The organism is Streptomyces pilosus (assembly GCF_014649835.1).
GTDB classification, from domain to species: domain Bacteria; phylum Actinomycetota; class Actinomycetes; order Streptomycetales; family Streptomycetaceae; genus Streptomyces; species Streptomyces pilosus.
Genome location: NZ_BMTU01000001.1, coordinates 989,027 through 1,012,513, shown reverse-complemented (window position 1 = coordinate 1,012,513; position 23,487 = coordinate 989,027). Strand labels below are relative to the sequence as shown.

Here is a 23,487-nt window from a genome sequence, read left to right as displayed (position 1 = left end):
CATCAGCTGCTCGCTTTCTCGTTGTCGGTCAGGGAGGTCGAAGAGGCGGGGGATGCCGGGGCCGCCGGGGCCGGACGCGGCGCCGGCACCGGGGCTGCCGGGCCCAGCCGCTGCCGCAGCCGGCCCGACACATGGCGCGCCCACAGGGCCCACATCGCCCATCCGGGAGCGCGGTCGTCCCGGGCGTACCAGGCCAGCTCGCGCCCGCCGGGGGCCGTGCGCAGCGCCGCGAACGGCGCGTAGTTCTCCACCACGAACGCCCGCCCGGCCACCGGATCCCCCTCCGGCAGCGGACGTCCCGTCAGGTCCAGGTGCAGGGCGCGTACGACGTCCACCCCCGCGCTGTCCGCGAACAGCCGGAACTGGGCGCCGGGGCGGGGGTTGAAGTCGAGGAGGTGGTAGCGGCCGGTCGCGCCGCAGCGGCGGAAGTCGAGGTCCAGGACACCGCGGTAGCCGAGTACGTCGGTGACGCGTTCGGCGAGCGCGACCACCTCGGCGTTGGGCGTCCAGTGGCCGACCGCGGTCAGTCCCGCGCCCCGCGGCCAGGACAGCCGTTTGCGGCCGGGGCCGCCCGCGCGGACGAGGCCCGTGCCGTCGGCGTAGCCGTGGAAGAACCAGTCCCGGTCCTCGCCCGGCGGCAGGTACGCCTGGAGCAGCAGCGGACTGCCCGCCTCGGCGGTGCGCGCGTGCAGGTCCCGGGCCCCCCGCTCGGAGTGCACCAGCAGGGTGCTGCGCAGTCCGCTGCCCGGCGGAAGCAGCCAGGGCCGGCTCCACTTCGCCACCAGCGGGAAGCCGAGCCGCCGCGCGTCGTCGGCCGCGGCACGGGCACTGTCCGGGACCAGCGTCGTCGGATGGGGGATGCCAGCGGTGGCGCACACCGCGGCCAGTCCGGCCTTGTCGGCGACCCGTTCGGGCAGCGCGGCGGGCATCCCGGGCAGCAGGTAGGCCGGCGCGAGGTCCGCGCGCAGCCGGGCCGCGGCGATCGCGGTCGCGTCGTCCATCGGGATCAGCACGGCCGGGCGCCCCACCTGCCCGGCCACCCGGCGCAGCACGGCGAGGATCTCGTCCGCGGACGCCCCCGGCGCCGGCGGCGGATGGATACGGCGGACGTAACGCGAGCGCCCCACGGGACTGCCCGCGCAGTCGGCGACGACGTGCACGTCCACCCCGGCCCGGCCGAGCGACCGCACGGCGCCCAGCGTCCCGTGGTGAAAGGGATTCCGGTCGATCCGCAGCAAGACGGCGGGAACTCCGGTGTCAAGCAACGACACGCATTCTCACTTTCCTCTGGCGCCGGCTCACCCGCACGGGGCATCACGGCACTCGAAAGCCGCAGTGGCAGTGGCAGCGTCGGATTTCTTGTGACTGACTTCATATGACTGGTCGTCAACAGCGAGGCGTCAGGCAGCAGGCTGACGAGAGCGAGAAGAGGAGCAGCCAATGGCCCCACAGCACAGGCGGGTCAGGACCCGCGCCATGGCCGTGGGCGCGGCGGCCTTCGTCGTGTCGGCCGCCCTGGCGGCCGGCCCCGCGGCGGGGGCGGTGCGGGCCGAGGGCTCCACCCCCGCACTGCCGGGACCGACGGAGCCCGCGGCGCGGGCCGTCCCGACGCCCACCGTCCCCACGCCCGACTTCTCCGTCCCCCCGATCCCCGCGGTTCCCGCGGTCCCCGCCGTTCCCGAGGTGCCGGTGCTCCACCGGCCGACACCGACCGCGCCGACCGTCCCGCCGCAGGCGGGCGACGTGCCCGCCTTCGGCGCGTTCCTCGCCTCCGACGAACGCGGCGTGGCCCGCATGGAGGAGCTCAGCCGCTGGCTGGGCGGCGCGGAGCTGCGCGTCGGCCACACCTACCTGCCCGGCAACCGGTGGAGCGACATCGAGGGCGACATCCGGTTCCTGGAGTCGTGGGCGCGCTGGCGCAACGCCGACGAGGACCGGATGTTCGTCCTCAACGTGCCCATGCAGGAACGCAACGAGGCGGGCGTCTCCGACGAGGAGGTCCGCCGGCTGCTCCGACGGGGCGCGGCCGGCGAGTTCGACCACCACTTCCGCGCCCTCGCCGAGCGGCTCGTCGACCTGAAGGTGCCCGACACGATCGTGGTGCTCGGCTGGGAGATGAACGGCGTCACGTACACCCACCGCTGCGGACCCGACCCGCAGGCGTGGAAGAGGTACTGGAACCGCATCGTCACCACCATGCGCGCGGTCCCCGGACAGAAGTTCAGATTCGACTTCACCCCGAGCCGCGGCCGGGACGCCGTCCCCTGGACGGAGTGCTACCCCGGGGACGACACGGTCGACATCGTCGGCATGGACTCCTACGACCAGCCGTCCGGGATGTCCTTCGACGAACAGGTGAAGGAGCCCTACGGACTCCGGGCGCACGTCGATTTCGCCAAGGCCCGCGGAAAGCCGATCTCGTACGCGGAATGGGGGCTCTTCCGCAACGGCGACAACCCCGAGTACATGCGGCGCATGCTCGCGTGGATGGAGGAACACCGGCCGCTCTACAACACGGTGACCGACTACTGCCCGCACGGGGTGTGGCAGTGCGACGACAACCCCGAATCGTCCCGGGTCTACCGGGACACGCTCTACGGGCGCACCCACGACGCCGGCCCCGGCACCGGCCCCGACGTCACCCCGGCGCCGTCCGCACCGGCCGGGGAACTGCCCACGGAGAACTGCTCCCCGCTGGACCTGGGCCGCTGGGTGGAGTACTGGCTCGGCGGGAAGCTGTGCGTACGGTTCGACTGGTGGTCGCGCAGCCGCTAGGGCGGACCGCGCCGGGGCGGCGGACGCCGTCCCGGCGGGGAGCACCGCCGTCACCGCGGCACGCCGGCGGCGGCCGGGCCGGGCACCGAGGCGGTCGGCACCGGGCCGTCGTCCCGGCCGCCCCGCCTCGGCCGGGCGAGCAGGGCCAGACCGCCCAGCAGCCCGCCCGCGCTCGCCCCCACCAGCGTGGTGAGCGCCGTCGGCGCGGTCGCCGGCCCGCCCGGCTTCACGGCGCGCGAGAACTGCACCAGCCGCACCTGGGTGCTGTCCTTCGTGGCCTCCGCGTGCCGGGTCAGCGCGCGCGAGACCGCGTTCGCCATGTCGACGGCTTCCTCGGGCCGTGCCGAGGTGGCCGTGACGGACACCATCGGTGCGTCCGGCGAGGTCGCCGTGCGCACGCTGTCCCGCAGCGTCCGCACCGGCACCCCCGCCCACACCTGCGCGTCGCCGAGCACCGCGACCTGCGTCGCGACCCGCCCGTAGGCCTGGGCGAAGCCGCGGGCGGCGTCCGGAGTCGCCCCCTTCGCCGGTACGGCGACGACATAACTGGTGGCCGCGTACGACGGCGGCGTGAGCAGGCCGTACGCGCCGCCGAGCAGTCCGCCGAGGAAGGCGCCTGCCACCAGCGCGGACCAGGCCGGCAACTGCCGGACGCGGTCCAGGGAAGGAAGACGGCGGCGGGTCGGGGTGTCGGTCATGACGGGCGTGCTCCCTTAACGTGCGGGGGTCGTCGACGAGCCGGACACGGCTGCCCGGTACACGTCCATGAGGCGGGCTGTGCTGCGGGTGATGCTGTAGTGGCGCGCGGCCCGGCCGGCCGTGCGCGGGGCGGGGCCCGCCGCGCGGACCTCCGCGATCGCGCGGGCGTACGCCTCGGGGCCGCCGCGCACCCGCCTGGCACCCGAGGTCGCCTCGGGCGGCAGGTCCTCGACCGCCGGGCAGGACGCGTAGAGCACCGGCAGTCCCGCCGCCAGCGCCTCCACGACGGCGAGCCCGAAGGCCTCCTCCGCGGAGGGCGAGGCGAACAGGTCCATCGCCGAGGTCAGCGACGGCAGATCGGGCCCGGGGGAGCCGTCGGGGAGACCGGGCCGCTCACCGGTGAACAGCACCCGCCCGGCCACCCCGGCCTCGCGGGCCGTGCGCCGCAGCAGGTGCTCCTCGGGGCCGCCGCCCACCAGCAGCAGCCAGTGGTCCTCCGGCAGCAGGGCCAGCGCCCGCACGAGGACGTCGAACCGCTTGCCGCGGGCGAGCCGGCCCACGCCGCCGATCACGAAGGCGCCCTCCGGCAGACCGAGGCGCCGCCGGGTGCGCGCGCGGCGCTCCGGGTCGAAGCGGAAGCGGTCCACGTCGATGCCGTTGGGGACGACCTCGATGCGGGGGGCGGGCACCCCCCAGCGCTTCAGCCGGTCGGCCACCGTCGGGGAGACGGCGACCGTCGCCGAGCCGAGCCGCTCGCTCGCCAGGTACAGCGCCCGCACCCCCGCCGTCAGCCGCCGCCCCTCCATCTGCGAGTCTCCGAGGGAGTGTTCGGTGGCGACGACCGCGCGGACCCCGGCGACCCGGGCCGCGAGCCGGCCGTACACACAGGCCCGGTACAGGTGGGTGTGGACCAGGTCGTAGCCGCCGGAGCGGATCACCCGCACCAGGCGGGGCAGGGCGGCCAGGTCACGGTTGCCGGCCATCCCCAGGTGCACGACACGGACCCCGTCCGCACCCAGCCCCTCCGCGACCGGGCCCGGGTTGGTGAGCGTCACCACGTCGCAGTCGACGGGAAGGTGACGCAGCAGCAGCCGCAGCTGCTGCTCGGCCCCGCCGACGCCCAGTCCGGTGATGATGTGCAGCGCCCTCATCTCACACGCCCTCCACCGCACGCCGGCGCAGCCGGTGCAGTCTCAGCTTGAGGTGCAGGCGCAGCGCCGTGTCGTCCTGCCCCACGTGCGCGCGCGGCAGGGCGTGCGGGCCGGTCAGCGGGCCGGGATCGATGGCGCAGGCGTAGGCGTAGCCCGCCTCGCGCACGGCCTCGACCGCGCGGGCGTCGACCGTGCCGTACGGGTAGCAGAACCCCGCGACCGGGGCGCCGGTCAGCTCCTCCAGGCGGGCGCGGCTCCCGGCGACCTCGGCGGTCAGGGTGGCGTCGTCCGCGCGGGTGAGGTCGACGTGGGTCAGTCCGTGCGAGCCGATCTCCACGCCCGCCTCGGCGACGCGCCGGATGCCGGGCGCGGTCAGCAGCGGCTTGCGCGGGCCGAGCGGGTCCCACTCGTTGTCGCCGCCCAGCCGGCCCGGCAGGACGAACAGGGTGGCGCCGCAGTGGAAGCGCCGCAGCAGCGGCAGGGCGGTGGTGAGGAAGTCGGTGTACCCGTCGTCGAAGGTGAGACCGACCAGGCCCCGCCCCTCGCCCCGGGCCCGGGCGGCGAGCAGCTCGGCGACGGACACCCCGCGCAGCTCGCGCCGGCGCAGCCACGCCAGCTGCCGCTCCAGCCGCTCGGGCGTGACGGTGATGCGGTAGGGGTCGTCGGAGCAGTCGCCCACCGAGTGGTACATCGCCACCCAGGGCACGGACCCGGAGCGGGGGGCCGGTCGTCTGCCGGCGTCGAGGGAATCAACGGAAGCGGCCATGTGTCAGCTTTCGAGTGACGGCGCGTACGGAGCGCAGCGCGGATACGGGGCCCCGGGTGCCGAGGACGGACAGGACGAGCGGGACGAAGACGGCGGTCACGGCGAGGCAGCCGGCCGTGAGCGCCGCCACCGGCGAGGCGAACCGGCTCGCGGTCCACGCCCCGGCGGCGACGGCGAGGGCGGAGGCGAGGACCGGCCGACCCAGCTCGGCCAGCACCCTGCGCACCCCGACCGAGACGCCGGTGGCGGCCCCGCGGCGGGCGGTGCGCAGGCCCGCCAGCATCAGCGCCGCCGTGACGGTGATGCCGAGGGCGTTGGCGGCGGCGATCCCCGCCACGCCCCAGCGGCCCACGCCCAGGGCCCCGACGAGCGACGTCACGACGATGCCCGCCGCCATCACGCCGACGGGGTACCAGCTGGGGCGGCCCGCGGAGAAGTAGCAGCGGACGAGGGCGCCCACCAGGGTCTGGCCGAGCAGACCGAGCGCGTACACCCGCATCACGTCCGCCGTAGCGGCGGTGTCGGCGCCGGTGAACGCGCCCCGCTGGAAGAGCAGTTCGATCATCTGGGGGGCGCAGGCGAGCACCGCGCACATGCCCAGCAGCACCACGCAGGAGGCGAGCACCAGGTCCCGCTCCACCCGGGCGCGGGCCCGCCCGGTGTCGCCGTCGGCGAGGGCGCGCGCCACCACCGGGAAGGTGACGGTGCACACCATCAGCGACAGCGTCATCGGGATCTGGGCGACCTTCTGCGCGTAGTTCAGGTGCGAGATGGCGCCGGCGGGCAGGGAGGACGCCAGGAAGCGCTCGACGAGGACCTGCGACTGGCGGCACAGCGCGAACAGCAGCACCGCGGCGATCAGGGCGAGCCGCACCGGCCGCTCCTCGTCGGCCGGCCCGGTGGCGGCGGCGGACCGCGGCGCGCGGGACGACAGCTCCCGCCACAGCGACGGCAGTTGCACCGCCACCATCAGACAGCCGCCCACCGCGACCCCGGCCGCGGCGGACCGCACGCCCCACTCCCCGCCCAGGACGAACATCATCGCGACGATGCCCGTGTTGTAGGCGACGTAGATCGCCGCCGGCGCGGAGAAGCGCCGGTGCGCCCGCAGGGCGGCGCTGCAGTACCCGGCGAGCCCGAACGCCAGCAGGCTGATCGCGGTGAGCCGGGTGCAGTCGACGGCCAGGCCCGGATCGGGCAGCCCCGGCGCCAGCACCCGGACCAGGTACGGGGCCCCGGCGGCGGTCAGCGAGGCCACCGCGGCGAAGGCGAGGCACAGCCGCGGCAGCGTCGCCCCGACCAGCTCGCGGACCGGATCGCCGGGCACCCCCCGGGCCCGTCGCGCCAGCGCCAGACTGAACGCGGGGATCAGCGCGATCGCCAGCCCGTCCTCGATCAGCAGCGTGGCGGCGATCTCCGGCACGGTCCAGGCGACGAGGAACGCGTCCGTGTCGCTCCCGGCCCCGAACAGCCGCGCCAGCGACTGGTCCCGGACCAGCCCGAGCAGCGACCCGGCGATCGACAGCACCGCCGTCACCAGCGCGGCCCGCGCGAGGAAACCCCGGGACGCCGTGCGCTTCGCCCCGTCACCGTCACCGGCCGCGGGCGGCCCCGGTTCACCGGCCGTGCACGCGTCCGCCGCGGGAGGACGGGGTACGCCGGGTGCGCCCGCCCGGTCCCCGTCCGCCGTGAGCCCGGCGCCGGGACCGGTCTGCCGGGAGTGCAGTGCCGTCATCGCGCCACGGCCTCCTCGAGCCGCCCGGCCACCCCGTCGGGGGAGGCGGTGTCCGGGCGTTCGTCACGGGCCAGGCCCCACCACGCCGTGAGACCGAGGGCCACACCGGTCAGCACGGTCGAGGGCCCGCCGATGTCGCCGTACGCGTAGTCGGTCAGCTGCCACAGCAGCAGGCCGCAGGCGACCAGTCCGCAGTCGAGGCCGGGGCCCCGGCGGCGCACCCGCAGCAGCCCGCGCACCGCGCACACCAGCAGCGCCAGCCAGCTCCCGGCGAGCGTCAGCAGCCCGACCAGGCCCTGCTCGCTCAGCACCAGCAGGTACATGTTGTGCGGCGAGAGCAGCGCCTGCCTGTGGTACGTCCCGCCCGCGCCTCCGACGTCACTGCCGGAGGACAGGGCCAGGGCCGCGTGCCGGTCCCGGTGCTCGGGGAAGCCCTTCAGCCCCACGCCGGTCAGCGGCTCCTCGCGCCACATGCCGGTGGCCGCCGCCCACAGGGTGTACCGGTCGATCACGGACTGGTCCGGGACGTCGGTGACCTGCGTGATGCTGTCGACGCGCTCCGAGAGCATCGCCGTACCGACCCCGAGACCGCCCATGAGGACCACTCCCGAGGCGACCACGGCGGCCCCCACCTTCAGTGCCCGCCGCAGCCCCGCCAGCGCCAGCTGCACGGAGCACGTCAGCACGGTCGCGATCCAGGCGCCCCGGCTGAAGGACAGCGCCAGCGGCAGCACCAGCACCAGCGCGCACCCGGCGGCCGCCACCCGCTGCCGGCGCGGCGCGGGGCCCAGCGCGAGCCCGGCCGCGCAGACCACGCCCAGCGACACCGCCGTCGCCATGCCCATCACGTCCTGGGCCCCGAAGGTGCCGACGGCCCGCACGGTCTCGCCCTGGTAGGAGGCGCCGGTGCCGGTCACGTACTGGTGCACGCCCACCGCGCCCTGCCACAGCGCGAGCCCCACGAACGACCAGGCCAGCACGCGGAAGTCGGCCCGGCCCCGCAGCAGCACCAGCACCACCGCCGGGACCAGTACGAAGACCTGGAGGTAACGGCCCATCCCGCCGATCCCCGCCGCCGCCGAACCCGACCCCATCGCGGCGAGCGCCAGCCCCACGACCGGCAGGCCCAGCACCACCGCCGCGCGGGGCGACAGCGGACGCCGCCGCTCCCGCAGCAGACGGACCACGCAGTACCCCACCGCCAGCGCGGACATCACGTCGGCCGGCCCCGCGCCGTCCCCCGCCGACGGCAGCGCCAGCAGGGCGACCACCGCCACCAGTGGCAGCACCGGCCCGAGCGCGGCGGCCCGGCGCGGCAGGGGTACGAGGAGGTGACTCACCTGTCGTCAGCTCCCCGTCGGACGGACCAGCGTGGCCGCGGTGCGCAGCAGGATGCAGACGTCCTGCCACAGCGACCAGTCGTCGATGTAGGCGTTGTCGAACCGGCAGCGGTCCTCGATGGAGGTGTCGCCGCGCAGCCCGTGGATCTGGGCCAACCCGGTGATTCCGGTGCGCATCCGGTGCCGGGCCGCGTAACCGGGGTAGGTCTGACTGAACTGGGCCACGAAGAAGGGGCGTTCGGGCCGCGGACCGACCAGGCTCATGTCGCCGCGGAGCACGTTCCACAGCTGGAGCAGCTCGTCCAGCGAGGTCCGCCGCAGCATCCGGCAGAACGCGCGCATCTCGTTCTCGTTGGCCACGCTCCACCGCGTCGCCGACTCGTGCTCGTCGACCGGGCGATGGGTGCGGAACTTCAGCAGGGTGAACGGCCGGCCGTCCCGGCCGATGCGCTCCTGCCGGAACACCACGCCCGGCCCGTCCGCGAGCCGCAGCGTCACGGCACACACCAGCAGCAGCGGGCTGACCAGCAGCAGCAGCGTCCCCGACACCAGGACGTCCAGCAGCCGCTTGCCGAGGCCGCCCCCGCGCGCCGGGGCGAAGTCCAGCCGTCGGCAGGAAAAACCGGCCAGCCGCTCCCGCACCGGGTACGGCGCCGCGTCGGCGTCCACCTCCCACACCACGCACCCCGAAGCGGCCAGCGACCGCAGCAGCGGCCCCCGTTCGGCCCGTACCGAGGGGTGGACGGCGAGCACCGCGCGCACGCCGTTCTGGATGACCGCGCGCTCGACCTCCTCGTCCGTACGCAGCACCGGCAGGCCCTCGCCCCCGTCCCCGCGCCCGTCGACGACCCCCACCGGCCGCACCCCGCACCGCGGATGGCGCAGCACGGCGGCGGCCACCCGCTGCGCGGTCGCCGCCGGCCCGACGACGAGCGCGGCGCGCGGGTGCCGCAGCAGCGCCGCGCGCCGCCGCCCGTGCACCACCGCACGCAGCAGACAGCCCGCCGTCACCTGCGCGGCCACGCCCACCAGCACGGTGCCGGCGGACAGTGCCTGCTCCGGCCGGTGGGCCGCCCACAGCGCCGCGACCGCCGCCCAGGCGACGGCCGTACGCGCGCATACGGCGGGCAGTTCGTCCAGCAGGCCGGGCAGGGGCGGCGGTCCGCCGCGCGGGCGCAGCAGCAGCGACGCCGCGACCAGTGCCGCCGCGGCGAGCGCGGCGTGCGGTCGCGCGGCGGCGAGGACGCCCGCGGCGAGCAGGGCGGCCGCGGTGTCCGCGAGGAGCAGCGGGACGGGGGAGGCGGGCCGTGCGGGCGGCCGCGGCGCGGGCGGCCGGTGGCCGTGGTCGGAGCCGCGCGGCAGCACGACGGAGACATGCGGGGATCCGTGCTCCCGCGGCGGTACGCCGGGGGAGGGCACGGTGCGTTCGGCGGTCACGAGTGGATGGACTCCCTGTGCTCGAAGGGCTCGACGCGCTGTGACGTCCGGTCGGCCTCGGCGTCCCCGGCCGCCCCGTACGGGTGCTTCCGTGCCGCGGCGGGCCGGGTGCCGAGCAGATCGCGGTAGACGTCGGCGACCGCCCTCGCGGTGTGCCGGACGTCGTGGAGGAACAGCACGTGGCGGCGTCCCCGGTCGCCGAGCGACGTGCGCAGCGGCGGGTCGAGCAGCAGCGCGCCGACCGCCTCCGCCAGGGCTCCGGGGTCCTCCGGCGGCACCACGCACGGGGCGGCGAAGGAGCGGGGCAGGCTCTCACGGGCGCCGTCGACGTCCGTGACCACCACGGGCCGCCCGCAGGCCATGGCCTCCAGCGGGGCCAGCGCCATGCCCTCCCAGCGGGACGGCAGCACGACGAGGTCGGCGGCCTGGTACCAGGGCGAGGCGTCCGCGACGGCACCCGCGAACAGCACCGAGTCGGGGGCGGCGGCGCGCAGCCGGTCCCGGTCCGGGCCGTCGCCGACCAGGACGAGACGGGCGTCGGGCACCCGGCGCAGTACGGCGTCCCAGGCGCGCAGCAGGACGTCCTGCCCCTTCTGCCGGCACAGCCGGCCCACGCACACGGCGAGCGGCGCCCCCGCGCGCAGTCCGGCCAGCGGCGCGAGCCCGGACCGCACGGCGGCCGCGGGGGCGGGGCGGAAGCGCTCGGGATCGATGCCGTTGGGGACGACGGTCCACCGGCCGGCGATCCCGGCGCGCACCCCGGTGGCGCGTTCCGCGTCGCTCACGCACACCACCCGCGACGCCCAGCGGGCCGCCCACCGCTCCCAGCGCAGGGCCAGGGCGGCGGTGGGCCCGTCCACCGCCTCGAACGACCAGGCGTGCGGCTGGAACACGGTGGGGACGCGCCCGCGCACCGCGAGCCGCCCGGCGAGCCCGGCCTTCGCCGAGTGCGCGTGCACCAGGTCGGGGCGCACGTCGTCGAGCAGCCGGGCCAGGTGCCGTACCTCGCGCGCGAGCGAGGGCCCCGGGGACCGGGTCGCCTGCCAGTGCCGCACCCGCGCGCCCAGCGACCGCAGGTGGCCGCTGAGCGCGCTGTCGGGGCAGACGGCGGTGACGTCGAGACCGTCCGCCAGCTGGGCCCGGACCAGATCGGTCACGACCCGGGCGACTCCGCCCTCCACGGGCTGGGTGAGGTGCAGGACCCGGGGTGGGCGTCCGGGCACTGACAGGTCCGTGGACACGGCTTCCTCACTCACAGAGGTGGTCGGGGCGGAGGGCGGCGGATTCACCGACGGGCGTCGACGGCGGCGAACAGCACGCCCGCCCACGCGGCGTCGTGCTGGGAGGTGAGCCGGAAGGTGGCCCGGTCACCGGCGTTCGGCAGGGCCTGTCCGAGGGCGAACACGTCCGAGTCGTAGCCGAGCGTGTTGGCGTACGCGGGCACCCGCGAGGGGGCCGCGCCCCGGGGGTCGGAGATCGTGGAGTTCAGGACGTCGTCGACCGGGTTGGCGCCGTCGCCGAACGCCGTGGTGGTGTCGCCCGAGGTGAGGACGAGGGAGTCGCCGGTGGTGCCGCGGTCGCCGTTGTACGCGACCAGGCCCACCCGTCCCCCGGCGCCGGCCGGGAACGGCAGGTCGCGGAGCGGGAACTGCGTGCCCTCACGGGAGCCCAGCGGCGCGAAGCCGTCCCAGATGCTGAGGTGCCGCAGCGGCTCCTCCGCGTTCTCGTACGCCACCACCAGCGTCCAGCCGCCCCAGGCGCCGGCCGCCGACCTGCCGCCGGCCACGTTGAGCTGCGCGACCGTGTAGAGGCCCGGCTCGCTGTCCCGGACCAGCCGGGTCACGTCGGCGGAGGCCTGGAAGGCGTCCGCGCCGTCCGCCACGCGGTGGCCCACGACCGTGTCGGCGAGCACCTCCTTGTAGTCGCCGCCGGGCTCGGCGATCAGCACCCGCTCGTTGTCCGCGGCCGGCTTCTGCTCGCCCACGAGCAGGTTGCCGCCCCAGTACAGGCGGGCGTACGTCACCCGGGAGCCGGCGGGCAGCCGCACCTCCGCGCGGGAGGAGTTGTAGGTGTTGGGGTCCTTGTCGACGTCGATGTAGCTCATGTCGAAGTCGCCGTTCACCGCGTGCGCGCCGCCCTGGACGTCGCGGCACGAGGAGGCCTGCGGACGGCAGGTGGCGGAGGAGTTGGCGGCGCGCACGATGTTCCCGTGCTGGAGGGCCCGGTAGCGCTCGCCGAAGGCGAGGCCCTCGGCCTCCGGCGCGGGAGCGGCCGGAGCGGCGGACACGGAACCGCAGGGTGCCCAGAGCGCGGCGCAGGCGAGGACGCCCACCGTCGCATGGCGAAGCAGCTGACCCAGGGTTTGGCGCATGACTGTCGGAGCCTTTCGGAACTGGTGGCGGCGGCAGGCAGCGGGGACGAGTGCGATGCGTCCGCCCATGAGGGTGCTTCGGGGAGTCGCAACTCTAGTCATCAAACGGACAAATTCACCGAAATTCGCCTAAGAGTGGCAAGTGTGTTGGAATCGTGAAGCCGGGTTCGCGCCGAGCGCCACCCGGAACATCGCCCCATCCGGCAGAACGCGCGGGAGAGTGACGGGCGCGCAACCGAAGGGAGTACTCCCGGTTGCGCGGCACCCGGGGTCCTCTGACGGTGAGCTCAAGATCCGAAGCCCGCGAAAGGAACCTTCATGCGCGCTCTGCCGGCACGGCGCATCGCATTCGGCGCCCTGTGCGCCGCCCTTCTGGCCACGACCACCGGCCCTGCCGCCATGGCGGCCGACTCGCTCCCCGGCCACGACCGGGAGGTGACGTCCGCCGCGCTGCTCGCGCAGATCGACCGGGCCGGGGCGCACCGGGGCGAACTCGCCCCCGTCGCCGCCCTGGTGAGGGCCGTGCTCGAGTCGGACGGCGGTCAACTGTCCCCCGACCGGGCGCGGGAGCTGGCCGAGGCGGCACGGGCGGCCGTGACCGCGGCCGCCGACGACGACCCCACGGCCTCCAGCATCACGACGACCATGACCACGACCACGGTCCTGTCCTCGACGGCACCGGCCACCACACCGGCCCTCACCCCCGCCGTCACGCCGACGACCGGCGTGCTCCTGCCGCAGGCCGGGACCTCCGACCTCGTGGACGGCGCGTTCGACGCCGTACGGGAGGCCCTCGAGGACGTCCTGGACCTGCTCCTGCCCGCGGCCGGCACCGCGGCCGCCACCGCGGAGGAGTCCGCGACGACGGCCGAGCAGGACACCGACGCGACGGCCACCGAGCAGGAGTCCGCGGCGGCCACGGACCAGGAGTCCACGACGGCCACCGAGCAGGAGTCCACGACTGCGGCGGACCAGGAGTCCACGACCGTGGCGGACCAGGAGTCGGCCGTGGCCGACGACCTGATGGCCCGTATCGACCAGCTCGTCGAGGCCCTGGTCGGCGCCGACCCCGAGGCGGTCGTCCTGCCCGCACCGGCCGAGGCGGCCCCGGCGGCTTCCCTCACCCCGGCCACGGTCCCGGCACTCACCTCGCTCCTGCTGCCGGGTTCCTGACCCCCTGCCGAGCGGCACCCCACCCCACCGGTCGTTCTTGGATCTCATATGAGGACTTGGCGATTTCGGGTTTCCCGGTTTCCGCCCCGGCCGGGGATCGTTGTGCACGGCGACAGAATTCATCTCCGGCGCCCCGCGGTGCCGAAGAAAGGAACACGATGAAGTCCCTGAAGGCTGCCGCCGTCCTTGCCGGGTCCCTGATCGCCGCCGGTGTCGCCGGGCCCGCGTTCGCCGCGGACTCCACGGACCTGGCGTCCACCGGCCTCGACACCGGCCTGCGCACCGCGGTCCCCTTCGAGGTCATGCCGCTGTACGAGTCGGACTCCCTGGTGGACTCCGACGAGGAAACGCTGCTCGGCACGACGAAGGAAGCGGCGGCTGTCGTGAACGAGGCCAAGCCGGTGCGCGGCGATGTGGGGCTGCACGCCTGAAATCCCGCGCCAAGCATTCGGCCCCCGGTTTCCGCCGGGGGCCGAATGCGTTCGCCGTTCTCGTGCTCGTGGAAAGCGCCCGGACACGGGAAGAGCCCCGGCGCACGAGGCGGCCGGGGCTCCCGGGGAACTACGACGGATGTCCGTGACGTAAGTGCCCTTGCTGCGTCAGTGGTTCACGCACACGTTGCCGACGGCGGGGTTGAGCGCGCCGATCACGTTCACGGTGTTGCCGCACACATTGACGGGCACGTGGACCGGAACCTGGACCACGTTGCCCGACAGGACGCCCGGCGAGTGAACCGCCGCACCCTCGGCACCGGAGTGAGCCGAAGCCATTCCGGCGCCGCTGAGCACCACGGCGCCCGTTCCGAGAGCCAGGGTGGCCGCCTTCGCGATGCGAGACATCACGTTCTCCTTAACTGGATCTGTTAAGCGCGGCGGCATGACGAGCGCCGCACTCCCCGCTCAACGCGGGGGACCGCGTCCGGTCACGGCTAATGTCCCGGGATCACTCTTTGGTCCCCCTTTGGGGTCCGCAACGACGGCGACGCGCCACGGACTTCAGCCGTCTGGTACTCCATCACGAGCCTCTGACCTGCGTCTTCACAAGAAAGTTACGCATATGGGCGTTTCGGCTACCAAAAGCCGCAAACGTCGCTTACGTTAGCAACTGTCAGTGACCGGCCCGACGCGGGCCGTGTCCACTCGAGAAACGGAGAGGTAATGCGCAAGTACCAGAAGGCCGCTGTCGTGATGGCCGTCCTCGGCAGTGTCAGCTTCCTCGGCGCCGGCGTCAGCGTCGCGGGTGACAACCCGGGCTTCGAGCTCAACAGCAAGCAGACCACGACCTGCGCCCAGGACAACTCGGTGCAGTCGCTGGTCTCGATCGACGACGTCAACGCGGGCGTCGGCGCGATCCTGGGTCTGGGCAACGCGGAGAACACCGAGGTCAACTCGGTGGCCTGCTCCTCGAACCTCGGCTGAGCAGTCGCTGTCAGGTGAGCCTGGTGGGCTCCGGGTCCCGCGCCCCCGTGGCGCGGACCCGGGCCCGCCCGGCCCCCTTCGGCCATCCCACGACCATCAAGGAAAAGGTTGATGTTCCAGTCGAAGAAGATCGCGGCGGCGGGCCTCCTGGGGAGCCTCGTGCTGATCGGTCTCGGTACCGTCCAGGCCGTCGGCGCCGAGAGCCCCGGCGCCTGCACCCAGAACGACAAGGGTCACGTGCGCTGCGTCCAGGAGAGCGAGTACCGCGTCTCCGAGCAGGACGGGAAAGTCCGCGTGGACAACAAGATGTCGCAGAGCTGCTCCGGCAAGGGTGAGCTCACCTGCTCCAGCAACCTCGTCCTCAAGGGCGACAAGTCCTGACGGCGCGGCGATACGTGGACGCGTGTCGCTCGACCGTCGAATTGCCGGGCTGATTGTGTGAAATGGCGACAGCAGTGTGACGTGTCTTTTTGCCATGTGAATACCGTTCGGCGTTTCGCTATCAATTGCCGCAAAAGGTCGCTTTAAATTGGCGACTGTCACCGATCGATCCCGACCGGGATCGCGTCACATCCAGAATGGAGCAGTAATGCGCACGTACCAGAAGGCCGCCGTCGTCATGGCCATGCTCGGCAGCGTCAGCTTCCTCGGCGCCGGCGTCAGCTTCGCCGGTGACGAGCCCGAGGTGGAGATCAACAGCAGCCAGACCACCTCCTGCGCCCAGGACAACTCGGTCCAGTCGCTGATCGCCATCGACGACATCAACCTGGCGGTCGGCATCCTGGGTCTCGGCAACGCCGAGAACAAGGAGACCAACGCCGTGGAGTGCGCGAGCAACCTCGGCCTCGGCGGTAAGTGACACACCCTCGGGTGAGGGGGCAGGCCCTGGCGTCCGGTCGCGTGCGATTCGGGCTCAGGGCCTGCCCCGCTTCGTTGGCCGTCGCGGTCACGTGACGGCGCCGCCGCGCAGTCGTGGCGCGGTCGAACGTTGAGGAAAAGGTAGATGTTCAAGTCGATCAAGATCACTGCGGTGGCGGGCGTCCTGGCGGGCTCCGCCCTGGTCGGCCTCGGCGCCGTTCAGGCTGCCGCTGTCGAGAATCCCGGCAAGTGCACCAACGACGGCAGGGGACACGTGCGTTGCGTCGACGCGCGCGAGGACCGGATCACCGGCGAGAAGGCCGCGCCGGTTCAGCTCGTCGACGGCGTGCAGCGGGAGTGCTCCGGAGGCGGGGCCGTGTCCTGTGCGGCCGGTGCCCTCGTCGGCGACAAGAAGTCCTGACGCCCTCGCGGTCATGAGGAGGGGCCGGAACCCGTCAACGGGTTCCGGCCCCTCCTCATGACCGGCGTCACGCCGGGGTGGGGGAGGACCCGTCGCGCGGGACCTCGACGGGCGTGCAGTACGGCAGGTCGTCGAGGGGACGGTCGGTGCAGAAGCGGGCGATCAGCTCCGCCGACTCCTGCCGGCGCTCGACGGTGACCAGGTGGTCCGCCTCCCTGACCGTGGTGAACAGCGCCCCCGGCATCGCCGCGGCGAGCTCGCGGCCCATCTGCGGGGTGCACAGCGTGTCGTACTCCCCGGTGAACACCAGCGCCGGCACGGCGGGGACGGGCAGCGGCCGGTAGCAGCCGTGCGTCACCAGCCGGGTGTTGTGCTCGACCGCCTTGCGGATCTCGTCCGGTGTCTGGTTCACGAACTGGTGCTGGAGCAGCCGGGCCACGGCCGCGTGCCTGCGGACCTTGCCGGCCTCAGGGTCGGACATGAACAGCCGCACCAGCCCGTCGGCGGCCTGCTCGATGTCGCCCCGCGCCAGGGTCTGCGACAGCCGCGGCACGGCCTCCTGGTAGAGGTCGGGGAGCCGGATGGCCGCGGCCGCGAAGACGATGCGCCGCACGGACTCCGGGTGGCGCTGCGCGAAGCGGAGGCCGACGACCTCGCCGAAGCAGCCGCCGAACAGGTTCACCTCCGGCACGCCGATCTCCGTCAGGGTGTGCTGGACCGCGTCGGCCAGGAAGTCGATGTCGTACCCCGCCGGGAGGAAGTCGGAGGTGCCGTACCCGGGCAGGTCCACGGTGATCATCGTGCACAGCGGTGCCAGCCACTTCTCGTGGCTCTGCCAGGAGTACCGGTTCTGCGACGAGCCCCCGAGCAGCAGCAGCGGAGCGGTCCGCGGTTCCCTCTGCCGGACGACGCGGCAGGTGTACGCGAACCCCTCGAAGGCGAGTTCCCGTTCCTCCGCCCGCTCGGGCGCTGAGGGGAGGGACCCGGAGCGCCCCGTGCGGGGCGGGTCCTGGGCGGCGATGACGGCAGTGCGCATGAGCGGCTCCGGGAAAGGCGCAACGACGAGAACCGCTCCATGATTACCAGGAATCGCCCACACGGGGCGCAATCACTCGAACATGGGCGATCCGGTCAGGGGCGCCGGAGCCCGCCGGGCGGCCTTGCCGGCGGTGGTGATCGGCACGGCAGGGGTGAGGGGGCGGGGCGGACCCGGTCGGCGCCCCTCCGGCTCCCCGCATGCCGCTGGCGGGCCGGGACGCCGCCGACCCGTCGCTTCGCCCGCGGGGCACGTCCGTGGTGCGATGGAACAGGGGCGGAAAGGAGAGCGATCATGTCCGCAGCGAAGCGCACGAGCGCCGCCGTCCCGGTGTCGGTCCGCCCGCTGGCCGAACCGGACCTGGACCGGGCCGACGAGATCTTCCGGGTCGCCTTCGGGACCTTCCTCGGGGTCCCCGAGCCCGAGACGTTCTTCGGGACGGCCGACTACGTCCGCACCCGCTGGGCTGCAGACCCGCACGCGGCCTTCGCGGCGACCGTCGAGGGCGAGGTCGTCGGATCGAACTTCGCCGCCGACTGGGGCAGCGTCGGGTACTTCGGCCCCCTGACCGTACGTCCCGACCTGTGGGACCAGGGCATCGGCAGGCGCCTCATGGAACCGGTCATGGCCTGCTTCGACACGTGGGAGAACGGCCACCTCGGCCTCTTCACCTTCTCGCACAGCCCCAAGCACCTCGAGCTCTACCGCCGGTACGGCTTCTGGCCCCGCTTCCTCACCGCCATCATGAAGAAGCAGGTCACCGCCGGTGCCGCAGCGCCCGGCCGGGTGCTGTACGGCGAGCTGAACGCCGCCGAGCGGCCCGAGGCGCTCAGTCTCGGCCGGGCGCTGACGGGTGCCGTGCACGAGGGTCTCAGCCTGGAGCGGGAGATCGTGGCCGCGCAGGTCCAGGGGCTCGGTGACACCGTCCTCCTCGAGGGCACCGACGCCGGCCTCGACGGCCTGGCCGTCTGCCATTGCGGAACGGGGTCGGAGGCCGGCGAGGACGTCTGCTTCGTCAAGTTCGGCGCCGTACGCCCCGGTCCGGGCGCCGCCGACCGGTTCGAACGCCTGCTGGACGCGTGCGAACAGCTCGCCGCCGAGCGGGGACTGGGGCAACTGGACGCCGGCGTGAACCTCGCCCGCGAGGGCGCCTACCGGAGCATGATCGACCGCGGGTTCCGCACCTGGCTGCAGGGCGTGACCATGCACAAGCCCAACGAACCCGGCTACAGCCACCCGGACGCCTACGTGATCGACGACTGGCGCTGAGCCCTTGCCGTGACCTGACGTGCCCGCGAGGAAAGATCCCCTCCGCTGCGTCCGTGCCGACAGCGGGTGGCGCCCCCGGCAGGACTCGAACCTGCGGCCAAGCGCTTAGAAGGCGCCTGCTCTATCCACTGAGCTACGGGGGCCGGTGTGGCGGCCTGTCGTCATGGTGCCCCGGGAGGGCGCGTTTCCGACGTTGCCGGAGACAAGGATAGGGCTCCCGCATCCTTGTCCCTGTCGCCTCGCCTCCGTGGCTCGATGTGGAGGTTAGGTGAAGCGGTCCTGATAATCGCAGGCAGGTGCGAATCGTGCACTGATTTTGGCCCCTCGCGCACCGGGTGTTGTGCACTCGTTATGCCTGGACTGTGTCCGCGCCCCGGGCGCCCCTTCCACCCCTTGTGTTCAGTCGGCACGCAGACATGCTCATATGCTTCAGAATTCCCCTAAAATTGGGCATTCTTCGCATGTGGTGACCTTGGACGTACGGCCTCAGCTGCTCGACGCACTCTCCGCCCTGCGCGACCGTGTCGCCGCCGCACGCTTCCCGCTGCCCCTGGCGGGGGCCGCACGGGCGCGTGCCAACCGCGACGAACTGCTCGCCCAGCTCGACGACTATCTGGTGCCCCGGCTGAGAGATCCCGAGGCGCCCTTGCTCGCCGTCGTCGGAGGATCCACCGGGGCCGGGAAGTCCACCCTGGTGAACTCCCTCGTCGGCCGGCGGGTCAGCGAGGCGGGCGTACTGCGGCCGACGACACGGACACCGGTGCTTGTCTGCCATCCGGAGGATCACCACTGGTTCAGCGGGATGAGGGTGCTGCCCGACCTCACGCGCGTCTGGGTGCCGCACCACCAGGACCCGGCGGACGACCTGCTCCTGCCCGGCGAGAACCCGGCGCGCATCCTGCGGGTCGAGACCGCCGACACCCTGCCCCCCGGCCTCGCCCTCCTCGACGCCCCCGACATCGACTCCCTGGTCGCCGACAACCGCGTCCTCGCCGCCGAACTCATCAACGCCGCCGACATCTGGATCATGGTCACCACCGCCGCCCGTTACGCCGACGCCGTCCCCTGGCACATGCTGCGCACCGCCAAGGAGTACGACGTCAGCCTCGTGACCGTGCTGGACCGGGTCCCGCACCAGGTCGTCTCCGAGGTGTCGCGGCAGTACGGCGCCCTGCTCACCAAGGCCGGACTCGGCCACGTACCGCGCTTCACCGTGCCCGAACTGCCCGAGTCGGCGTGGGGCGGCGGGCTGCTGCCGGCCACCGCCGTGGCGGCCCTGCGCACCTGGCTCGTGCACCAGGCGCTGGACCCCGCCGCGCGCCGGCACGTCATGGCCCGCACCGCCCACGGCGTCCTGGACTCCCTCAACTCCCGCCTGCCCGAACTCGCCGGTGCCGCCGCCGCCCAGTACGCCGCCGCACTGCGGCTCACCACCGCCATCGAGGGCGCCTACGACAGCGAGCACGCGCGGGTGCGCGGCCGGCTCCAGGCCGGAGCCGTACTCGCCGGGGACGCGCTCAAGCGGTGGCGCGCCTTCCCCCTGGACTGCACTCCGGGCGAACTCCTCGACACCCTGGTGGAGAGCCTCGGCGCGCTGCTGCTGTGCGCCGTCGCCGCCGCCGACGAACGCGTGGACGACGCCTGGCGGCGCGAACCCGCCGCGGACGCCCCGGAACTCGCCGCCCGCGACGGTGCCCCGGAGAGCGCGGAACACCGGATCGGACTGGCCGTACGGCGCTGGCGGCGCGAACTCGAGGAGTTCGCCGAGGACGAGGTGCGCGAGCTCGACCGGGGCGTCGCACCCGACCCGGAACTGGTCGCCGCGCTCGTCGCCACCGTGCTGCTGGGCGGCCGCCGGGCCAGGACCGCGGGGGAGGGACTCGCCGAGCGGATCGGCGCGCACGGCGCGCTGCGGCTGCGCGACCGCGGCGGACGGCTCCTCGTCGAGCACGTGGACCGGGTCATGGAGACCGAACGCGAACGCCGGCTCGCCCCGCTCGACACGCTCGAGGTGCACGCGGAGCCCCAGCCCGAACTCATCGCCGCGTTGTCCGTACTGCAGAAGGAGAGGTGACCGGTGACCGCCGTCACTGACCAGGACCACACCGAGCACCCCGAGCGATCCGAGAACCCCGCTGACCCCGAGAGCCCCGGGCGGTCCGAGGACCCGGGGCCCTCCGGGCGCCACGACGAGGGGCCGTCCCGGGCGGACACCGGGAGCCCTTGGGACGACGGGCTGATCGCGCGGCGGGTGAACGGCAACGCGGGGGAGGAGCAGCGCCGGGTGACCGAGCCGAGGGCGAGCACACCGCAGAAGGTGATCCCGCTGGCCTACGGCCCGCAGCTGGGGGCGCGGCTGGAGGCGCTGCGCGAACTGGTGGGGCTCTCCCGCGCCCGGCTCGACAACCGCACCCTCGCCCAGGCGGGCCGGGTCCTCGACGAGGCCGCCGCGCGGCGCGGACTCTCCGGCCGGCACACCGTCGTCGCCCTCGCCGGCGCCACCGGAAGCGGCAAGTCGCAGCTGTTCAACGCACTGGCCGGGGTGCCCATCTCGGAGACCGGCGTACGCCGGCCGACCACCGCCGCGCCGATCGCGTGCAGCTGGAGCGACGGCGCGGCCGGACTCATCGAACGCCTCGGCATCCCGCCCCGGCTCCGACGGCGCCCCCTCCAGGCGACCGCGGACGCCGACGACCGGCTGCGCGGGCTCGTCCTGGTCGACCTGCCCGACCACGACTCGGCGGCGGTCCAGCACCGCGAGCAGGTGGACCGCGTGCTGGGACTGGTCGACGCGGTCATCTGGGTCGTCGACCCGGAGAAGTACGCCGACGCCATGCTCCACGAGCGCTACCTGCGGCCCATGGCGGCCCACGCCGAGGTCATGTTCGTCGTCCTCAACCAGATCGACCGGCTGCCCGGGGAGGCCGCCGAGCAGGTCCTGGACGACCTGCGGCGCCTCCTCGACGAGGACGGCATCGCCCTCGGCGAGCACGGCGAACCCGGCACGACGGTGCTCGCCCTGTCCGCGCTGACCGGTGAGGGGGTCGGCGACCTGCGGGAGGCGCTCGGCCGGTTCGTCGGCGAACGCGGGGCCCCGGCCCGCCGGATCTCCGCCGACGTGGACGTCGCGGCGGCCCGGCTGTGGCCCGTGTACGCCACCCGTCGCCGGACCGGGCTGAGCGAGGAGGCGCGCGAGGAGTTCTCCGACCGGCTCGCGGACGCGGTGGGCGCCACCGCGGCGGGCGAGGCCGCCGAGCGTGCCTGGCTGCGCAACGCCAACCGCGCCTGCGGCACGCCCTGGCTGCGGCTGTGGCGCTGGTGCCAGGACCGGGGCGAGCCCTCCACCGGCAGGTCCACCCTGCGCGGGCAGCTCGACGAGGAGGCCACCGCCCGGCAGCGCGTGGAGCAGGCGGTGCGCACGGTCGCCGAGCGGGCCTCGACCGGACTGCCGGCGCCGTGGGCCCAGGCGGTGCGGGAGGCGGCCGTACGTGGGTCCCAGGGGCTCCCGGAGGCCCTGGACGAACTCGCCGTGCGCGCCGGACTGCCGCCGGGGAGACCGCCGCGGCCCGGATGGTGGCCGGTGGCGGTGCTGGCCCAGATGTCGATGACGGCCCTTCAGTTCGTCGGCGGGCTGTGGCTGCTGGGGCAGATCGTCGGGGTCATGGCGCCGAATCTGGGGGTGCCGGTGCTGCTGATGGTGATCGGCATCGTCGGCGGTCCGCTCATCGAGTGGAGCTGCCGCCTGGCCGCCCGCGGGCCCGCCCGGCGGTACGGGCTGGAGGCGGAGAGACGGCTGCGGGAGGCGGCTGCGGGCTGTGGGCGGGCCCGCGTCCTGGATCCGGTGGCCGCGGAGCTCCTGCGTTACCGGGAGGTTCGGGAGCAGTACGGGCGGGTCACGGGGACGGTGGCCCGGACGGGCTGAAGCCTCCCGTGGTGCGTGGTGCGTGGTGCGTGATGCGTGGTCCGTGGTCCGTGGTCCGCGGTGCGTGGTCCGCGGCGTGGCCGCGGTCCAGGTGCGTGGTTCGCGGTCCGGGTGCGTGGCCGTGGTCCGTGGTGCGGTCGCGTCGGATCCCCGGGCCGGTGGGCGGTCCCTCGTGCGGGTGACGGAGATCTCCACAGGCCGGAGGCGGTCCACAGTGCTCGGCGGGCCCGGCCCGACGGCGGCAGTCTGATTCCACGGCGATCGCGGGCACGGTCCGCGGCCGCCGCGCCAGACGGCAGCCGTACGGGACGGGCCCGTACGCGTGTCCGCCCGGCGCCGGTGTGACGGCCGGCGGGGCGCGGGCGAGGACGAGGGAGGCAGACGCGATGAACGAGACGATGGTGTGCGTGGTGGGGAACGTGGCGACACGGCCGGTGTACCGGGAGACGGCCTCCGGCCCGGCGGCCAGGTTCCGGGTGGCGGTCACCTCCCGGTACTGGGACCGGGAGAAGAGCGCCTGGGCGGACGGGCACACCAACTTCTTCACGGTCTGGGCCAACCGTCAGCTCGCCACCAACACCGCGGCGTCCCTGTCGGTGGGCGAGCCCGTGATCGTCCAGGGCCGGCTGAAGGTGCGCACGGAGACACGGGAGGGGCAGCAGGGCTGGATGTCGGCGGACATCGACGCGGCGGCCATCGGCCACGACCTCGCCCGGGGCACCACCGCCTTCCGCCGCGTCCCCCGCCCGGAACAGAACGCGGCGACGGACCGGCCGGAGCCCAACTGGGAAACGTCCGCCGACACTTCACCGCCGGACCGGAAGGTCGAAGGGCAACCGATGCCCGTGGCAGTTGTCATGACGTGACGTCAGTCGCCCGAACCGGGGCTTATCGATGGATGCGCACCCGAACCAACCCGGGTGTTTTCGTCGACAAGTCCGCCTGGGAGGGCTCCTGCGATAACGATTACGAGTCGGATCCCGCCTCCGACGCGATCACCGGCAAGCGCTGTCCGTCGCCTCCTTAGGATGCCGGGACGGCTCCGGGTGCTCATGGGGCCGGAGATTCTGCTGGTGGGACCGTCCCCCACGCCAACGGGGTCCCGCTCGGAAGGGA

22 protein-coding genes and 1 tRNA gene are annotated in these 23,487 nt (G+C 74.0%); 11 read left to right on the top strand and 12 right to left on the bottom strand.

The window, feature by feature from the left end; all coding sequences use genetic code 11:
- Window positions 1-2: 2 nt before the first annotated feature.
- Entirely contained in the window at window positions 3-1,271 is a 1,269-nt protein-coding gene (locus IE118_RS04530; RefSeq protein ID WP_189555912.1) for a carboxylate--amine ligase, read from the bottom strand.
- Window positions 1,272-1,440: 169 nt separating this feature from the next.
- Here IE118_RS04530 and IE118_RS04525 point away from each other — a divergent pair, with 169 nt between their 5' ends.
- Window positions 1,441-2,775: a glycoside hydrolase family 26 protein gene (locus IE118_RS04525; protein ID WP_189555911.1), complete on the top strand. Its 1,335-nt coding sequence runs from the start codon at window positions 1,441-1,443 to the stop codon at window positions 2,773-2,775.
- 50 nt (window positions 2,776-2,825) lie between these two features.
- Here IE118_RS04525 and IE118_RS04520 read toward each other — a convergent pair whose 3' ends face one another.
- The 8 genes from IE118_RS04520 to IE118_RS04485 are packed head-to-tail and all read right to left on the bottom strand — an operon-like array spanning window position 2,826 to window position 12,274.
- Window positions 2,826-3,473, bottom strand: a complete 648-nt coding sequence (locus IE118_RS04520) for a YveK family protein (protein ID WP_189555910.1) — start codon at window positions 3,471-3,473, stop codon at window positions 2,826-2,828.
- Window positions 3,474-3,488: 15 nt separating this feature from the next.
- Window positions 3,489-4,625, bottom strand: coding sequence for a glycosyltransferase (locus IE118_RS04515; protein ID WP_189555909.1), 1,137 nt, complete (start codon window positions 4,623-4,625; stop codon window positions 3,489-3,491).
- Between the two features lies 1 nt (window position 4,626).
- Window positions 4,627-5,391, bottom strand: coding sequence for a polysaccharide deacetylase family protein (locus IE118_RS04510; protein WP_189555908.1), 765 nt, complete (start codon window positions 5,389-5,391; stop codon window positions 4,627-4,629).
- Window positions 5,375-7,126, bottom strand: a complete 1,752-nt coding sequence (locus tag IE118_RS04505) for a lipid II flippase MurJ (protein WP_189555907.1) — start codon at window positions 7,124-7,126, stop codon at window positions 5,375-5,377. The genes IE118_RS04510 and IE118_RS04505 overlap by 17 nt, the downstream gene beginning before the upstream one ends.
- Window positions 7,123-8,466, bottom strand: coding sequence for an O-antigen ligase family protein (locus tag IE118_RS04500; protein WP_189555906.1), 1,344 nt, complete (start codon window positions 8,464-8,466; stop codon window positions 7,123-7,125). The genes IE118_RS04505 and IE118_RS04500 overlap by 4 nt, the downstream gene beginning before the upstream one ends.
- A gap of 6 nt (window positions 8,467-8,472) precedes the next feature.
- A complete protein-coding gene (locus IE118_RS04495; RefSeq protein ID WP_189555905.1) occupies window positions 8,473-9,903 on the bottom strand; it encodes an exopolysaccharide biosynthesis polyprenyl glycosylphosphotransferase in 1,431 nt (476 codons plus the stop codon).
- Window positions 9,900-11,144, bottom strand: a complete 1,245-nt coding sequence (locus IE118_RS04490) for a glycosyltransferase (RefSeq protein WP_189555904.1) — start codon at window positions 11,142-11,144, stop codon at window positions 9,900-9,902. Before IE118_RS04490 ends, IE118_RS04495 begins: the two co-directional genes overlap by 4 nt.
- Window positions 11,145-11,188: 44 nt before the next feature.
- A complete protein-coding gene (locus IE118_RS04485; RefSeq protein WP_189555903.1) occupies window positions 11,189-12,274 on the bottom strand; it encodes a DUF3344 domain-containing protein in 1,086 nt (361 codons plus the stop codon).
- 318 nt (window positions 12,275-12,592) lie between these two features.
- On the opposite strand from IE118_RS04485, the gene IE118_RS04480 reads away from it, so the two are divergent.
- Entirely contained in the window at window positions 12,593-13,447 is an 855-nt protein-coding gene (locus IE118_RS04480) for a hypothetical protein (RefSeq protein ID WP_189555902.1), read from the top strand.
- 158 nt (window positions 13,448-13,605) lie between these two features.
- Entirely contained in the window at window positions 13,606-13,878 is a 273-nt protein-coding gene (locus IE118_RS04475; RefSeq protein WP_189555901.1) for a hypothetical protein, read from the top strand.
- A gap of 168 nt (window positions 13,879-14,046) precedes the next feature.
- On the opposite strand, the gene IE118_RS04470 is transcribed toward IE118_RS04475, so the two are convergent.
- Window positions 14,047-14,286, bottom strand: a complete 240-nt coding sequence (locus tag IE118_RS04470) for a chaplin (RefSeq protein WP_189555900.1) — start codon at window positions 14,284-14,286, stop codon at window positions 14,047-14,049.
- Window positions 14,287-14,604: 318 nt separating this feature from the next.
- Here IE118_RS04470 and IE118_RS04465 point away from each other — a divergent pair, with 318 nt between their 5' ends.
- The 4 genes from IE118_RS04465 to IE118_RS04450 all read left to right on the top strand — a co-directional run bounded on the left by IE118_RS04465 (window position 14,605) and on the right by IE118_RS04450 (window position 16,144).
- The gene (locus tag IE118_RS04465) at window positions 14,605-14,865 is read left to right on the top strand and encodes a hypothetical protein (RefSeq protein WP_189555899.1); all 261 of its coding nucleotides are present in this window, start codon (window positions 14,605-14,607) and stop codon (window positions 14,863-14,865) included.
- A gap of 111 nt (window positions 14,866-14,976) precedes the next feature.
- Entirely contained in the window at window positions 14,977-15,246 is a 270-nt protein-coding gene (locus tag IE118_RS04460) for a hypothetical protein (protein WP_189555898.1), read from the top strand.
- A gap of 208 nt (window positions 15,247-15,454) precedes the next feature.
- Window positions 15,455-15,724: a hypothetical protein gene (locus IE118_RS04455; protein ID WP_189555897.1), complete on the top strand. Its 270-nt coding sequence runs from the start codon at window positions 15,455-15,457 to the stop codon at window positions 15,722-15,724.
- 144 nt (window positions 15,725-15,868) lie between these two features.
- Entirely contained in the window at window positions 15,869-16,144 is a 276-nt protein-coding gene (locus tag IE118_RS04450; RefSeq protein WP_189555896.1) for a hypothetical protein, read from the top strand.
- A 67-nt stretch (window positions 16,145-16,211) separates the two neighbouring features.
- Here IE118_RS04450 and IE118_RS04445 read toward each other — a convergent pair whose 3' ends face one another.
- Window positions 16,212-17,180, bottom strand: coding sequence for an alpha/beta fold hydrolase (locus IE118_RS04445; RefSeq protein ID WP_189555895.1), 969 nt, complete (start codon window positions 17,178-17,180; stop codon window positions 16,212-16,214).
- 294 nt (window positions 17,181-17,474) lie between these two features.
- Between IE118_RS04445 and IE118_RS04440 the strand changes: the two genes are divergently transcribed.
- Entirely contained in the window at window positions 17,475-18,449 is a 975-nt protein-coding gene (locus IE118_RS04440) for a GNAT family N-acetyltransferase (protein ID WP_189555894.1), read from the top strand.
- Between the two features lie 67 nt (window positions 18,450-18,516).
- Here the strand turns inward: IE118_RS04440 and IE118_RS04435 are convergent.
- Window positions 18,517-18,592 (bottom strand) — tRNA-Arg (locus IE118_RS04435).
- A gap of 320 nt (window positions 18,593-18,912) precedes the next feature.
- Here IE118_RS04435 and IE118_RS04430 point away from each other — a divergent pair.
- From IE118_RS04430 to IE118_RS04420, 3 genes are all read left to right on the top strand, one after another.
- The gene (locus IE118_RS04430; protein ID WP_189555893.1) at window positions 18,913-20,523 is read left to right on the top strand and encodes a dynamin family protein; all 1,611 of its coding nucleotides are present in this window, start codon (window positions 18,913-18,915) and stop codon (window positions 20,521-20,523) included.
- Between the two features lie 3 nt (window positions 20,524-20,526).
- Window positions 20,527-22,371 (top strand): YfjP family GTPase, encoded by a 1,845-nt coding sequence (locus IE118_RS04425; protein WP_189555892.1) that lies wholly within the window; start codon window positions 20,527-20,529, stop codon window positions 22,369-22,371.
- A gap of 386 nt (window positions 22,372-22,757) precedes the next feature.
- Entirely contained in the window at window positions 22,758-23,237 is a 480-nt protein-coding gene (locus tag IE118_RS04420; RefSeq protein ID WP_189555891.1) for a single-stranded DNA-binding protein, read from the top strand.
- Window positions 23,238-23,487: the final 250 nt, after the last annotated feature.